This is a genomic window from Pseudomethylobacillus aquaticus, assembly GCF_003730115.1.
Classification (GTDB): Bacteria; Pseudomonadota; Gammaproteobacteria; order Burkholderiales; family Methylophilaceae; genus Pseudomethylobacillus; species Pseudomethylobacillus aquaticus.
Genome location: NZ_RJVP01000006.1, coordinates 24,088 through 37,866, shown reverse-complemented (window position 1 = coordinate 37,866; position 13,779 = coordinate 24,088). Strand labels below are relative to the sequence as shown.

Here is a 13,779-nt window from a genome sequence, read left to right as displayed (position 1 = left end):
GCTCGCCACAGCTCAGTGTCATTCAAGCCAGCAATAGAAATACGGTAGGCTGTTTGTGCAGCTCAGGCAACGGGCTGTTTTTCCAAGCGCTGATGGACCGGCTGAGGATGATTTGTTCAGGCAGGGTCAGATTGCAGGCAATACAAAGTGAGGTTGACGCCTGACAATGGGCGACCAGGTCTTCGAGCAGATGCTGGTTACGGTAAGGCGTTTCGATGAAGATCTGTGTTTCGCGTTGTTGTCGGGAGGTTTTCTCGATCTCCTGAATACGCTTGATGCGTTGTGTCTTGTCGATGGGCAGATAGCCCAGGAAAGTGAAGCGCTGACCATTGAAACCTGAGCCCATCAAGGCCAGCAGAATGGAAGAGGGGCCTACCAGCGGCAGCACCTGGATCTGGCGTTGATGGGCTAATGCCACCAGTCGCGCGCCCGGGTCGGCAATACCAGGGCAGCCAGCCTCGGACATGATGGCCACATTTTTGCCAGCCAGCAGGGGTGCCAGCAAGCCTGGCAGCTCCTGATCGGTGGTGTGCTCGTTCAATAACAGCATGCTCAATTCGCGCACTGGCTTTTCCGTTTTAATGGCAGACAGAAAACGCCGTGCGGTCTTCTCGTTCTCGACCACAAACGTATCCAGTGTTTGCGCAAGGCGGATCACCTCGGCTGATAATACCGCCTCCGGTCTGTCATCACCCAGCGTGACTGGTAACAGATAAAGGCGACCAGGCGTCACCTTTGCATTTGCTGGAAAAATCGCAGGTTTGTTCAATAGCTGACCTGCACGCGGTAATTCAGTGTAGTGCTGCCTTCCGCTGGAATGTCGATCTTCCACTGCAGCAGCTGGCTGTCGATCTTTTGTGAAGCATGACTTTGCTGGAGGATCTTCCAGGTGCCAGGGATAGGCTCTTGTACCGTCACGCTGACTTTTTCCTTCTTGGCATTACGCAGTACGATCTCGTAGCTGGATTCGGAAGCGCTCACGCCTTTGGCGGGATTAGGCAGCTTTTTGTAATCGGTCTGCTTTTTGTCGGCCGTGATATCGAACGCTTCACCCAGTTTCAAACGGATCACTTCATTCTTCGCGGTATGCTCGATCTGGTCTTCACCGACAAACTGCGCGTGACCGGTGCTGTCCTTTTTGTAGACGCGCAATATGCCTTGAGGTAGCGGCATGCCCAGGCCCGCATTCTCCTTGTTGGCAAATTCCACATAAATGGCAGGTTTCAGCTTTTCACCCAACACGCCCTGGCTGGACTGGTAGTAATAGTCCGCACCACGTAACACCAGTTCCTTGCTGGCCGGGATGCCGGTGCCTGACAGCAGCGCGACCTGCTTGCTCTGGTTATTGGCGATGGTGGTGCGGCGCTCCAGTGTATACAAGTGGTAGTCCAGCAAGGATTCTTCCACCATGGGCGCTGATGCGGCCATGTCCATCATCTCCCCGCGCATGGCTTTGACCATCACCGGCCGTGTCGGCTGCACCCGATTCAGATTGCCAGCCACCAGTTGCAGTTTTGCATGCTGATACGCGGTGCCACTGGTGTTGCTCAGCGTGACCCAGCCTGACAGATCCAGCTTGTCTTCAGCGGCATTGAGTTCGGCCACATAGTCGGCTTTCCAGTCCAGGCCGCTAGTCAGATAGCTCAGCTCCAGAGGCAGTTCCCCAGCACGTTTGCTATCCAGTTGTACGGTCAGCGTAGGACGGTCGCGCAGATTGGCTGGCACGTCGTCGTAGACGATGCGGCCCGGAATGCCGGTCTCGATGCGGTTGGCGATCTTCAGTACCACGCCCTGATTCGCAGACAGTACTTCCGCGCGTTCTATGGTTTCAGCGCCAGTCGTTGGGTGCGTCTTGATGATGCCTACACTGCGACCTACGTATTTCTCCAACAGTTTTTCCGGGGTCAGCAGGTCGAAGTCGAAGTTCTGCTCCAGCACGGCCAGACTGCCAGCTGCGCTCAGGTTGCGCAGCAATGCGGTTTCCGGGCGGATCTGGGCGCTCACATCGCGCAGGTCCAGCTGGTTGCGGCCATTGGCCAGGGTGATGCGGCGCTGATCCTTGATCAGGGCCAGGTTGCCGTTGTAGATGGTGACGGCGATATCCTGCTGGTCTTGCAGTGTGCTGCGTATGGCTTGTGGCTCTGCCTGTGCAGGCCGCGTGGAGAGTGTCAGGCTGGAAATCACCAGCGCTGACAGCAGGGTGGGAACAGAGACGTGGAAAAGGGTTTTTTGCATGTAAGCTCCTGAGCCTGTGGATCGCTAAAGTCAGACAACGGCTGCTTCTAGATTACGTTGACGCCTTCATGTTGCAGCATGTCGATCAGCCGTATCAGCGGCAGACCGATCAGGGCATTGGGGTCTTCGCCCTGCATGGACGCGATCAGCGCGATGCCCAGGCCTTCCGATTTGGCACTGCCTGCACACTGGTAGGGTTGCTCCTTGAGCAGATACTGTTCGATCTGCGCGTCGCTAAGCATACGGAAGTGTACATAGTAAGGGACCACCGCAGTCTGCATCTGACCGGTTGCCGCATTGTACAAGCACATGGCGCTATGGAACACGACCTCGCGCCCGCGCATGCAGCGCAACTGCTTGACCGCATTGTCGTGCGTGTAGGGCTTGCCTAGCTGCTGATGGTCCAGCATCGCCACCTGATCGCAGCCTATGACCAGGGCGTCGTGATGGATTTCAGCGATCTTGCGTGCCTTGGCTTGCGCCAGGCGCAATGCGGTATGTTCCGGGCGCTCGTGGGGGAGCGGGGTTTCGTCGATCTCTGGCGCGATGGCCTCGAACGGAAGCTGCAGACGTTCCAGCAGTTCGCGTCTATAGATGGAGGAGGAAGCAAGGATCAAACGCATGATGGGAGTATAACCGCCATTAAAAAGCCGACAGCGTATGCTGTCGGCTATTGTGTGCCAGGCCTGGATCAGCCAGGCTGGATTTCCAGCAACGATTCGTCTGGTGTGACGGTGTCGCCTTTTTTCACATGGACTGCGACCACGATGCCGGATTTTGGCGCCTGGATCTCGTTTTCCATCTTCATGGCCTCGATCACCAGCACTGCATCGCCTGCGGTGACCTTGTCACCTGCTTTGACTTTGACTTCGACGATGGTGCCAGGCATGGCGGTGGTCACGCAGCCTTCATGGCTGGGACGGGGGCGGCCGCTGCTGGTGTTGGCACTGGACGACTTCTTCTTGTCGCCACCTTTGCCACCACCAGACACTTCGATCTCACTCAAGGTCTCGACGATGACTTCTTCGGCTACACCATCGACAGAGACATAAAATGGACGCTGTTCTTCGCCACGATGACCGCTGCCGGTCAGCTTGATGTGGAAAGTCTCACCATGCAATGTGACCTTGAATTCGTTTGGAGCATAGCGAGGTGCGCTGCTGGCGGTAGTCTTTTCCTTGGGTAGCAGCGCTTCTGGCTTCAAGCTGCCTGCATTGCGTTCCAGCAGGAAGGTCTTGGCCAGGTCCGGGAACATGGCATAAGTCAGCACATCTTCTTCCGTTTTTGCGAGCTTTTCAGACTCGGCGCGCAACTTATCCATCTCATGATCGATGAGGTCAGCCGGACGGCAGTTGATGGTTTCAGCGTTGCCGACAGCCAGGCTCTTCACGTCCGTGTTGATGGTGCCAGGTGCCTTGCCATATTGGCCCAGCAGATAGTTCTTGACTTCATTGGTGACCGACTTGTAGCGTGCGCCCGTCATCACGTTGAGTACGGCCTGGGTGCCCACGATCTGTGAAGTCGGGGTGACCAGCGGAGGGAAGCCGAGGTCTTCGCGCACACGCGGAATCTCCGCCAGCACTTCGTCCATGCGGTCCAGCGCGCCTTGCTCCTTGAGCTGGTTGGACAGGTTGGAGATCATGCCGCCCGGTACCTGGTTGACCAGCACGCGGGTGTCCACGCCAGTGAAATCACTCTCGAACTGCCAGTATTTCTTGCGCACTTCGCGGAAGTAGGCGGTGATCTCCTGCAGCGCCGACAAGCTCAGACCGGTATCGTATTCGGTGCCAGCCAGCGCAGCCACGATACTCTCGGTCGAGGCATGGCTGGCGCCTTCACCGAACGAGGAGTTACTGGTGTCGATGATGGATGCACCAGCTTCCACGCCCTTGAGCAGACACATGGCGGCCAGACCGGAAGTGGCATGACTGTGCAGATGGATAGGCAGTTTGATGGCAGCGCTCAAGGCACTCACCAGTTCACCAGTGGTGTAAGGGGTCAGCAGGCCAGCCATGTCCTTGATGGCCAGGGTGTCGCAGCCCATCGCTTCCAGTTCTTTGGCCAGGCTGACGAAATGCGGGATGTCATGTACCGGACTAGTGGTGTAGCTGATGGTGCCTTCGGCATGCTTGCCAGATTTTTTGACGGCTTCGATGGATACACGCAGATTGCGCAGATCGTTCATGGCATCAAAGATGCGAAACACATCGACGCCGTTGTCGGCGGATTTTTGTACAAAAGCGCTTACCACGTCATCTGCATAATGGCGGTAGCCCAGCAGGTTCTGGCCGCGCAGCAGCATCTGGATGCGGGTGTTGGGCAAGGCCTTGCGCAGTTTCTTCAGGCGCTCCCACGGATCTTCCTTGAGATAGCGCACGCAGGCGTCAAAGGTGGCACCGCCCCAGGCTTCCAGCGACCAGAAACCGATCGCATCGAGTTGTGCACAGATAGGCAGCATGTCCTCGGTACGCAGGCGCGTAGCAATCAGGGACTGATGTCCGTCTCTTAGAACCAATTCAGTTACATGTACTTTAGCCATATTTTTAACTTACCGCGTTGATTATAGTTAAGCTTAGATGCCTTCGTGTGCCGCGATGGCGGCCGAGATGGCAGCTGCAAAGATCTCCGGGGGGGTCTCCACAGCGTAATTGACCAATTCCGGATGGGCCTCAACGAAGCTGGTGTTGAAGTTGGCAGCCCGGAAGTCCGGATGCTTGAGGATCTCCTGATAATAGGGGATCGTGGTCTTCACACCGTAGACCACCATGTCGCTCAGGGAGCGGCGGCCACGTTCGATCACACCTTCCCAGTTAAGCGCCCAGACCGTGAGCTTGGCGCACATGGAGTCGTAGTAGGGCGGAATCACATAGCCGCTGTACATGGCGGCATCCATGCGCACACCCGGACCACCGGGCGCGTAGTAGCGGGTGATCTTGCCGAAGCTGGGCAGGAAGTCGTTCTTGGGGTCTTCCGCGTTGATGCGGAACTCCATGGCGAAGCCGCGGAAATGCACGTCCGCTTGCTTGTATTGCAACTTTTCACCGTTGGCGATGCGGATCTGCTCCTGCACGATGTCGATACCGGTGATGGTTTCTGTCACGGTATGTTCCACCTGCAGGCGAGTGTTCATTTCCATGAAGTAGAAATTGTTGTCCTTGTCGAGCAGGAACTCGACCGTGCCGGCATTCTCGTAGTTGACGGCCTTGCCGGCTTTCACGGCGAGCTTGCCTATGTATTCGCGCTGCGCCTGACTGAGTTGCGGCGAGGGCGCGATCTCGATCAGCTTCTGATTACGGCGCTGGATGGAACAGTCGCGCTCGAACAGATGGATCACGTTGCCGTGGCTGTCTGCCATGACCTGGACTTCGATATGGCGCGGGTTGACCACGCATTTTTCCAGGAACACTTCCGGCTTGCCGAATGCCTTGCTGGCTTCGGAGATCACACGGTCATAGTTGCTGAGCAGTTCTTTCTCGTCATTGCAACGCCGTATGCCGCGACCACCACCACCATTGGTGGCTTTCAGCATGACGGGGTAGCCGATCTTCTTGGCTAGCGCGCGTGCTTCCTCCAGATTGGCGAGGTTGCCATCACTGCCGGGTACGCAGGGGATGCCAGCCTTGATCATGGCGTTACGTGCCTGGATCTTGTCGCCCATCTGGCGGATCACACTGGCTTTGGGGCCGATGAACTTGATGCCGCGGCGTGCGCAGATCTCGGCCAGCTCCGGATTCTCCGAAAGAAAGCCATAGCCTGGATGCAGGGCGTCGCAGCCCGACGCAACGGCGAGGTTGACGATGTTATGCGCATTAAGATAGCCAATAACGGGATCAGAGCCTACGTTGTAAGCCTCGTCAGCTTTCTTGACATGCAAGGCATGCCGATCAGCATCGGAATAGATAGCAACTGACTTGATGCCCATCTCTGAGCAGGCGCGAACAATACGAACGGCGATTTCGCCGCGATTGGCAATAAGGATTTTTTTGATCACAAACTTACCTGAAATTTTGACACCAGTACCCCCAGATAATATCATGCGCGCCTTATGACTGCATCAGCCAATATAACTGCCACAATTAACAGCCTTGAATTTGCACGAAAAAGGCTGGAAATTCATGATACAATCGCGGTCTTTCGTTTGACGCGGTTGGGCGATCTGCTGGCCTCTCAAGAAGGCGAGCTGAGCTATACGCTGAGCGGTTTCCTTGATGAGCAAAGCAAGCCCGGTCTGCGCCTGGCAGTCTCTGGCGAGCTTGTGCTGAGTTGCCAGCGTTGCCTGGGTCCGTATGCTTGCGCGGTGGATGCTGTTTCACAGTTCGAGCTTGTGGCAAGGGAAGAAGATATCCCTCTGCCGGAAGACGAGGACGATGAGCGCGATTTCATGGTGGCTTCTGCCAATATGAGCGTGCAAGATTTGATAGAAGATGAGCTGTTGCTGGCTCTGCCACTGGCCCCCAGGCACGACGACGGGCAATGTGGCGAAGATGGCAGCGCTATCGAGAAGATTCTCAGGGAGTCGAATTCCCCCAGTCCTTTTGCGCTACTGGAACAATTAAAGCGTAGGGGCTAATGCAGCAAGCTGTATTAGCGTATTTTTAAGGAGTTAATGATGGCCGTTCAACAAAACAAGAAGTCACCTTCCAAGCGTGGCATGCACCGTTCGCACGATTTTCTGACCAACCCGCCGCTGGCTGTCGAGCCAACCACGGGCGAGACCCACTTGCGTCACCACGTCAGCCCAAGCGGCTACTACCGTGGCCGCAAAGTGATGCCAGCCAAGGGCGAATAAGTTTTTCGTATTAGCAAAGCGCCGGTCCGTCTCGGGTCGGCGCTTTCGTTTATTCTGTCGTTTATCCAGTCAACTGTGAGGCTGTTCCAGCTATGAGCATGGATATCACCGTCGCCATCGATGCCATGGGCGGCGACCACGGTCCCCACGTTACCGTGCCCGCTGCGCTGGATGCGCTCAAGCGCGATGACAATATCAACATCGTACTGGTTGGTCTCACGGAGGCGATCGAAGCCGAGTTGAAGGCTCACAAGGCCAAGGTCGGCCCGCGTCTGCGCATCCATCATGCCAGCGAAGTGGTGACCATGGATGAGTCGCCGCAGAGCGCCATGAAGAACAAAAAAGATTCTTCCATGCGCGTGGCGATCAACCTGGTCAAGAGCGGCGAAGCCAATGCCTGTGTCAGTGCCGGTAATACCGGTGCGCTGATGGCCACGGCGCGTTTTGTGCTCAAGACCTTGCCTGGCATTGACAGGCCTGCCATCGCGGCTACCTTGCCTACCCAGCATGGCGTGGTTTACATGCTGGATCTCGGTGCTAACGCAGACTGTACTCCCGAACACTTGCTGCAGTTCGCCATCATGGGCGCCATGCTGGTGTCCTGTGTCGAACACAAGGAGCGTCCTAGCGTCGGCCTGCTCAATATCGGCTCCGAAGACATCAAAGGCAATGAAGTGGTGAAGCAGGCTGGCGAGTTGCTGCGCGCCAGTCATCTCAATTTCTACGGCAATGTCGAGGGTAACGACATCTACAAAGGCACCACCGACCTCATCGTTTGTGATGGCTTTGTCGGCAACGTGGCGCTCAAAACCTCGGAAGGCCTGGCCCAGATGATGAGCCGCTTCCTGACCCAGGAATTCAAACGTAACTGGTTCACCAAGCTGATGGCGCTGTGCGCGATGCCGGTACTCAAGGCGTTCAAGCGCCGTGTAGACCCGCGCCGTTACAATGGCGCCAGCTTCCTGGGCTTGCGTGGTATCGTGGTCAAGAGCCATGGCGGCGCCGACCGTATCGCTTTTGACAATGCCATTCAGTCCGCCGTGGCCGAATCACGCAGCGGCGTATTGCGTCGTATCACCGAGCAACTCGAAATCGAACATATCAAGCCACCGTCCGCCAGCTTCGATCTGGATGGCACGACGGTGACTCAGGAAGCCCCTGCATGACCTATTCCCGTATCGCTGGCACTGGCAGTTATCTGCCAGAGAAGATCCTGACCAATGCCGATCTGGAGCGCATGGTCGATACCACCGACGAGTGGATCGTAGCGCGCACCGGCATCCGCCAGCGTCATATCATCGCCGAAGGCGAATTGACCAGTGACATGGCCTTGCAGGCTGCTCGCCGTGCTTTGCAGGCTGCGGGCATGGAGGCGCAGCAGATCGACCTGATCATCGTCGCGACCACCACCCCGGACCGCATCTTCCCAAGCACCGCCTGCAGTGTGCAAGACAAATTGGGTATCTCCAGTTGCCCCGCCTTTGACATCCAGGCGGTGTGCAGCGGCTTTGTTTATGCGGTTGCCACTGCAGACAAATTCATCAAGACCGGTGCGGCCAAATGCGCGCTGGTGATTGGTGCTGACTGCATGTCGCGCCTGACCGACTGGACCGACCGCAGTAACTGCATCTTGTGGGGGGATGGTGCCGGGGCTGTGATCCTGACCCCCAGTGAAGAGCCGGGCATCCTTTCCACCCATCTGCATGCGGACGGCAGCTATGCCAACCTGCTGCATGTGCCAGCAGGTCTCGCACAACCAGACGCCATCTCCACCATCGAGATGCAAGGCAATTCGGTGTTCAAGATCGCGGTGAACACGCTGGATGCCATTGTGGATGAGACGCTGGCCGCCAATGGCCTGGAGAAATCCGATATCGACTGGCTGGTGCCACATCAGGCCAATATCCGCATCCTGCAATCCACAGCCAAAAAGCTGGGTATGAGCATGGACCGGGTGATCGTCACCGTGGATCGCCATGGCAATACCTCGGCAGCTTCCATCCCGCTGGCGCTGGATGCCGGCGTGCGTGATGGTCGCATCCAGCGTGGCGAGATGCTGCTGATGGAAGCCTTCGGCGGCGGCTTCACCTGGGGTTCGGTGCTAGCTAAATATTGATCCGCAAGAGCCCGCAAGGCATTGATTTGCAAGCAAGGTTGAGGCTCCAGCTAGTGTTCTGGGGTGGTCGTTGTTCGATGAGTGGCTAGTCTGCTCAGCATAGCGAGTAAGGAATACGTGATGAGTTTTGCTTTCTTTTTCCCCGGTCAGGGTTCCCAGTCAGTCGGCATGATGCAAGGGTTCGATGGACAGTCGCTGGTGCGTGATACCTTCACCGAGGCGTCCGACCTGCTGGGCCAGGATTTCTGGCACATGGTCACCGCCCCCAACGAGGCGCTGAATCAAACGACCAATACGCAACCGCTGATGCTGACAGCTGCTGTCGCTATCTGGCGCGTCTGGCAAGCCGAGGGCGGTGCTTTGCCCGCTTTGATGGCAGGCCATAGCCTGGGCGAGTACAGTGCACTGGTGGCCTCGGGTGCGCTCAGCTTCGCGGCGGCCTTGCCGCTGGTGCGTTTCCGCGCCGACGTGATGCAAGGTGCTGTGGCAGAAGGCGTGGGCGCCATGGCGGCCATCCTGGGGTTGGAGGACGAGGTGGTGCGCGCCGTCTGTGCCGAAGCGGCGCAAGGGCAGGTGCTGGAAGCTGTCAACCTCAATTCTCCCGGGCAGGTGGTCATTGCCGGCCACAAAGCAGCCGTTGAACGTGGCATGGAGCTGGCCAAGGCCAAGGGTGCCAAACGTGCCTTGCCGCTGCCGGTCAGCGTGCCATCGCATTGTGCGCTGATGCAGCCAGCGGCCGATGAGCTGCGTGCTTACCTCAAGGATGTGCCGTTGCAAGCCGGCGCGGTGCCTGTGCTGCATAACGCGGATGTGCAGGCTTACAGTGACGCAGACGCGATCAAGGATGCCCTGGTGCGCCAGTTGCACAGCCCGGTGCGCTGGGTGGAGACGGTGCAAGCGGTGCATGCCGCTGGCATCCCTTTGAGTGCGGAATGCGGTCCTGGCAAAGTGCTGGCGGGGCTCACCAAGCGTATCGTCGCTGACTTGCCCTGCCATGCGCTGATCAGCCAGCAAGCGCTGGCCGAAGCAATCAGCCAACTCAAATAGCGTAGTCTGGAATAAAAATCGAGGGAGTGAGCATGTTGCAAAATCAAGTTGCGCTGATTACTGGTGCGAGTCGTGGCATAGGTGCCGCGATTGCTCAGGCGCTGGGCAAGCAGGGGGCGATCGTGATCGGTACCGCTACAACCACAACGGGTGCCGAACACATCACCGCTGCACTGCAGCAGGCGGGGATACAGGGCGCTGGCATGGCGCTGGACGTGAACGACGCTGCCCAGGTTGAAGCCTTGCTGAAGAGCATCGCCACGCAATATGGTGATGTCAGCATTCTGGTCAACAACGCCGGTATCACGCGTGACACCTTGCTGATGCGCATGAAGGACGATGACTGGGATGCGGTGCTGTCCACCAACCTGAAGTCAGTGTTCCGTATGTCGCAAGCCGTGCTGCGGCCGATGATGAAGGCGCGCACTGGCCGCATCATCAATATCTCTTCCGTGGTTGGCCATATGGGCAACGCCGGGCAAACCAATTATGCTGCCGCCAAGGCAGGCATGGCCGGGTTCACCAAGTCGCTGGCGGCCGAAGTCGGTAGCCGTGGCATCACCGTGAATTGCGTCGCGCCCGGTTTCATCGACACCGACATGACGCGTGATCTGCCAGAAGAACACCGCGCCGCTTTGCTGCAGCGTATCCCGCTGGGCAAACTGGGTCAGGTTGACGATATTGCAGCGGCCGTGACTTTCCTGGCTTCGCCACAGGCTGGATACATCAGCGGCGAAACCTTGCATGTCAACGGCGGCATGTACATGGCATAAGGCCAGCCGCTCAGGCTCAACCGTTACGCCAAGCTGGGCGCACAAACTATCGTGCGCTGGTTTTTTGAATTCCTCAGGACTTTTGCTAGAATGCCTGAGTTTAGTAGTAACAACCATTGAAAGGGGTAGAGATGTCCGACATCGAACAACGTGTTAAGAAAATCGTCGCTGAACAACTGGGCGCGAACGAAGCAGACGTAAAGAATTCATCTTCTTTCGTTGATGACCTGGGTGCCGATTCGCTGGACACCGTTGAGCTGGTCATGGCACTCGAAGAAGAATTCGATTGCGAGATTCCTGATGAAGAAGCAGAGAAGATCACCAACGTACAACAGGCTATCGACTACGTCAGTGGCCACCTGAAGTAATTTCCTTCCTCCCGTTATCAGTCCAACGCTGGCGCTAGCCAGCGTTTAGTTTGGAGCTGCCCTGTCATGTCTAATCAGGCCAGGCCACACTCGGCCCGTCGCCGGGTCGTCGTCACAGGTCTGGGCGTTGTCTCACCGGTCGGTATCGGTGTGGACAGCGCTTGGGCTAATCTGATCGCCGGCAATTCCGGTATCAGTCGCATTACCAAGTTCGATCCCAGTCACTTCGCTTCGCAGATCGCAGGTGAAGTTAAAGGGTTTGATGTCACCCAATTCCTGCCTGCCAAGGATGCACGCCGTATGGATACCTTCATCCAGTACGGTATGGTGGCGGCGATCGAAGCTGTCAAGGATTCCGGCATCGTGGCCACCGAAGAGAATGCCGAACGTATCGGTGTTGCCATCGGTTCCGGCATCGGTGGTCTGGGCATGATCGAAGACACCCAAAAGACCTATGATGAAGGCGGCCCGCGCAAGATCTCGCCGTTCTTTATTCCAGGCACCATCATCAACATGATCTCCGGCAATCTGTCCATCATGTTCGGTTTCAAGGGCCCGAATGTGGCCATTGTCACCGCGTGTACCACCGGTACGCATTGCATCGGTGACGCCGCACGCATGATCGAATACGGCGATGCCGACGTCATGGTGGCGGGTGGTGCCGAAGCGGCGATCACCCAGCTCAGTGTGGGCGGCTTTGCCTCCGCACGCGCACTGTCTGGTCGCAATGATGATCCGGCCACCGCCAGTCGTCCATGGGACAAGGACAGAGACGGCTTTGTCATCGGTGAAGGTGCTGGTGTCATGGTGCTGGAAGAATACGAATCAGCCAAAAAGCGCGGCGCCAAGATCTATGCCGAGCTGACCGGTTACGGCATGAGTGCGGATGCCTACCACATGACCGCGCCCAATATGGATGGTCCGCGCCGCTCCATGCGCAATGCCTTGCAGAACGCAGGCGTGAATGCGGATCAGGTGCAGTTCATCAATGCCCACGGTACGTCCACGCCATTGGGTGATGCCAATGAAACCAATGCCATCAAGGCGGCCTTCGGTGAGCATGCCTACAAGCTGGTGATCAATTCGACCAAGTCCATGACCGGCCATTTACTCGGCGGTGCAGGCGGCCTGGAATCGGTGTTCACCGTGCTGTCCATCCATCATCAGCTTTCACCACCGACCATCAACCTCTTCAATCAGGATCCGGAATGTGATCTGGATTTCTGTGCCAATACCGCACGGGATATGAAGATCGATGTGGCGCTGAAGAACAACTTCGGCTTTGGCGGCACCAACGGCAGTCTGGTTTTCCAGAAAATTTAGTAAACGATATCAGTCACTTATGCGCTAGCGGCGGGCTTGTTTTGCACAGCTCGCCGTTACATGACAGTAATACGTACGGATTAGTGCTTGAATCTGCATGCTTATTTGTAAGTGATTGATATCGCTGCTGTTAATCATTGGTTAAAATTTAATCAGCTGATTAGATAGCCCGTATTGGCGGGTGTTTGCTGGCGATTCCCGCCGTTCATCCACAAAATTATCCACAGCTTTTGTGGAATCTTCCTGCATGACTTAACGTAGGACTTGCTTTAGCATTTCAGCTCATGAATCAGCTAGATATGCCTACCATCCAGATTCCGTCATTTCTCGTCAACGGTAACGCCGAGGCGCTGGGCATCTCCGCGCTTGACCGTGGCCTGGCCTATGGCGATGGCGTGTTCCGTACCTTTCCGGTGCGCCATTCGCAGCCAGTCAACTGGGACCTGCACTATGCCAGGCTGGCCGCCGACAGCGCCGTGCTGGGCATCGCCTGTCCGCCTGCGGCACAATTACTCAACGATATTCAGCAGCTATTCGATAACGCGGCTTCCGCTGTGTGCAAGATCATTCTCACGCGAGGTGTAGGCCTGCGTGGTTACCGTCCACCGGACGATGTGCTGGTGACACGTATCGTCATCCGTTCTGTCATGCCCGACTATCCTCCTGAGAACGTGCAGCACGGGGTACGTTTGCATCTGTGTCAGCTGCGCTTGTCCGAGCAGCCTGCACTGGCCGGGATCAAGCATCTGAACCGCCTGGAGAACGTGCTGGCGCGTATGGAATGGCAGGATGCGGCGCTGGCCGAAGGCTTGCTGCTGGATGCGCATGACACTGCGATAGAATGTACCTCCAGCAATCTGTTCGCCCGTTTTGGTGATGTGGTGTGCACCCCGGACCTGAGCCGCTGTGGCGTAGCGGGCGTGACCCGGTCGCGTATCCTGTCGCGCTTGCCTGAACTTGGCTATCAGGCGGAAGTCGCACCCTTGCCGCTGCAACGCTTGCTGCAAGCCGACGAGGTCATCATCTGCAACAGCCTGTACCTAGCCTGGCAGGTGGTCGAGGTTGCTGGAACACACTGGCAAGCACAGCCACTGGCCGCACAATTGCGCCTATCACTGCAGGAGTAGC

General features: G+C 57.1%; 14 protein-coding genes. 9 read left to right on the top strand and 5 right to left on the bottom strand.

The window, feature by feature from the left end; translation table 11 throughout:
• Window positions 1–22: 22 nt before the first annotated feature.
• The 5 genes from ED236_RS10505 to ED236_RS10485 all read right to left on the bottom strand — a co-directional run bounded on the left by ED236_RS10505 (window position 23) and on the right by ED236_RS10485 (window position 6,226).
• Complete coding sequence (locus ED236_RS10505; RefSeq protein WP_123238027.1) at window positions 23–733, bottom strand: SAM-dependent methyltransferase; 711 nt, start codon at window positions 731–733, stop codon at window positions 23–25.
• 32 nt (window positions 734–765) lie between these two features.
• Window positions 766–2,235, bottom strand: a complete 1,470-nt coding sequence (locus ED236_RS10500) for a DUF4139 domain-containing protein (RefSeq protein WP_123237936.1) — start codon at window positions 2,233–2,235, stop codon at window positions 766–768.
• A gap of 47 nt (window positions 2,236–2,282) precedes the next feature.
• Entirely contained in the window at window positions 2,283–2,858 is a 576-nt protein-coding gene (locus tag ED236_RS10495; protein WP_123237935.1) for a Maf family nucleotide pyrophosphatase, read from the bottom strand.
• A gap of 68 nt (window positions 2,859–2,926) precedes the next feature.
• Window positions 2,927–4,774 (bottom strand): sodium-extruding oxaloacetate decarboxylase subunit alpha, encoded by a 1,848-nt coding sequence (gene oadA / locus ED236_RS10490; RefSeq protein ID WP_123237934.1) that lies wholly within the window; start codon window positions 4,772–4,774, stop codon window positions 2,927–2,929.
• 33 nt (window positions 4,775–4,807) lie between these two features.
• Window positions 4,808–6,226 (bottom strand): acetyl-CoA carboxylase biotin carboxylase subunit, encoded by a 1,419-nt coding sequence (locus tag ED236_RS10485; RefSeq protein WP_123238026.1) that lies wholly within the window; start codon window positions 6,224–6,226, stop codon window positions 4,808–4,810.
• A 54-nt stretch (window positions 6,227–6,280) separates the two neighbouring features.
• Between ED236_RS10485 and ED236_RS10480 the strand changes: the two genes are divergently transcribed.
• The 9 genes from ED236_RS10480 (at window position 6,281) to pabC (ending at window position 13,778) form a co-directional block, all read left to right on the top strand.
• Complete coding sequence (locus tag ED236_RS10480; RefSeq protein ID WP_123237933.1) at window positions 6,281–6,805, top strand: YceD family protein; 525 nt, start codon at window positions 6,281–6,283, stop codon at window positions 6,803–6,805.
• 39 nt (window positions 6,806–6,844) lie between these two features.
• Window positions 6,845–7,024: a 50S ribosomal protein L32 gene (gene rpmF, locus ED236_RS10475; RefSeq protein ID WP_123237932.1), complete on the top strand. Its 180-nt coding sequence runs from the start codon at window positions 6,845–6,847 to the stop codon at window positions 7,022–7,024.
• A gap of 98 nt (window positions 7,025–7,122) precedes the next feature.
• The gene (gene plsX, locus ED236_RS10470) at window positions 7,123–8,190 is read left to right on the top strand and encodes a phosphate acyltransferase PlsX (protein ID WP_123238025.1); all 1,068 of its coding nucleotides are present in this window, start codon (window positions 7,123–7,125) and stop codon (window positions 8,188–8,190) included.
• Window positions 8,187–9,140 (top strand): beta-ketoacyl-ACP synthase III, encoded by a 954-nt coding sequence (locus tag ED236_RS10465; RefSeq protein WP_123237931.1) that lies wholly within the window; start codon window positions 8,187–8,189, stop codon window positions 9,138–9,140. The genes plsX and ED236_RS10465 overlap by 4 nt, the downstream gene beginning before the upstream one ends.
• Window positions 9,141–9,260: 120 nt before the next feature.
• Entirely contained in the window at window positions 9,261–10,187 is a 927-nt protein-coding gene (fabD, locus tag ED236_RS10460; RefSeq protein ID WP_275669251.1) for an ACP S-malonyltransferase, read from the top strand.
• A gap of 32 nt (window positions 10,188–10,219) precedes the next feature.
• Window positions 10,220–10,960: a 3-oxoacyl-ACP reductase FabG gene (gene fabG / locus ED236_RS10455; protein ID WP_123237929.1), complete on the top strand. Its 741-nt coding sequence runs from the start codon at window positions 10,220–10,222 to the stop codon at window positions 10,958–10,960.
• 131 nt (window positions 10,961–11,091) lie between these two features.
• Window positions 11,092–11,328, top strand: a complete 237-nt coding sequence (acpP, locus tag ED236_RS10450) for an acyl carrier protein (RefSeq protein WP_123237928.1) — start codon at window positions 11,092–11,094, stop codon at window positions 11,326–11,328.
• Window positions 11,329–11,394: 66 nt separating this feature from the next.
• Window positions 11,395–12,651, top strand: coding sequence for a beta-ketoacyl-ACP synthase II (gene fabF, locus ED236_RS10445; RefSeq protein WP_123237927.1), 1,257 nt, complete (start codon window positions 11,395–11,397; stop codon window positions 12,649–12,651).
• 284 nt (window positions 12,652–12,935) lie between these two features.
• Complete coding sequence (gene pabC / locus ED236_RS10440) at window positions 12,936–13,778, top strand: aminodeoxychorismate lyase (protein ID WP_240032126.1); 843 nt, start codon at window positions 12,936–12,938, stop codon at window positions 13,776–13,778.
• The last annotated feature ends 1 nt before the right edge of the window (window position 13,779 follow it).

What these genes read in the sequence shown, in the direction of transcription:
- ED236_RS10495 (WP_123237935.1), bottom strand. Translation starts at nt 2,858, where the DNA reads ATGCGTTTGATCCTTGCTTCCTCCTCCATCTATAGACGCGAACTGCTG.
- ED236_RS10480 (WP_123237933.1), top strand. Translation starts at nt 6,281, where the DNA reads ATGACTGCATCAGCCAATATAACTGCCACAATTAACAGCCTTGAATTT.
- oadA (WP_123237934.1), bottom strand. Translation starts at nt 4,774, where the DNA reads ATGGCTAAAGTACATGTAACTGAATTGGTTCTAAGAGACGGACATCAG.
- acpP (WP_123237928.1), top strand. Translation starts at nt 11,092, where the DNA reads ATGTCCGACATCGAACAACGTGTTAAGAAAATCGTCGCTGAACAACTG.
- plsX (WP_123238025.1), top strand. Translation starts at nt 7,123, where the DNA reads ATGGATATCACCGTCGCCATCGATGCCATGGGCGGCGACCACGGTCCC.
- ED236_RS10465 (WP_123237931.1), top strand. Translation starts at nt 8,187, where the DNA reads ATGACCTATTCCCGTATCGCTGGCACTGGCAGTTATCTGCCAGAGAAG.
- rpmF (WP_123237932.1), top strand. Translation starts at nt 6,845, where the DNA reads ATGGCCGTTCAACAAAACAAGAAGTCACCTTCCAAGCGTGGCATGCAC.
- fabF (WP_123237927.1), top strand. Translation starts at nt 11,395, where the DNA reads ATGTCTAATCAGGCCAGGCCACACTCGGCCCGTCGCCGGGTCGTCGTC.
- fabG (WP_123237929.1), top strand. Translation starts at nt 10,220, where the DNA reads ATGTTGCAAAATCAAGTTGCGCTGATTACTGGTGCGAGTCGTGGCATA.
- pabC (WP_240032126.1), top strand. Translation starts at nt 12,936, where the DNA reads ATGAATCAGCTAGATATGCCTACCATCCAGATTCCGTCATTTCTCGTC.
- ED236_RS10500 (WP_123237936.1), bottom strand. Translation starts at nt 2,235, where the DNA reads ATGCAAAAAACCCTTTTCCACGTCTCTGTTCCCACCCTGCTGTCAGCG.
- fabD (WP_275669251.1), top strand. Translation starts at nt 9,261, where the DNA reads ATGAGTTTTGCTTTCTTTTTCCCCGGTCAGGGTTCCCAGTCAGTCGGC.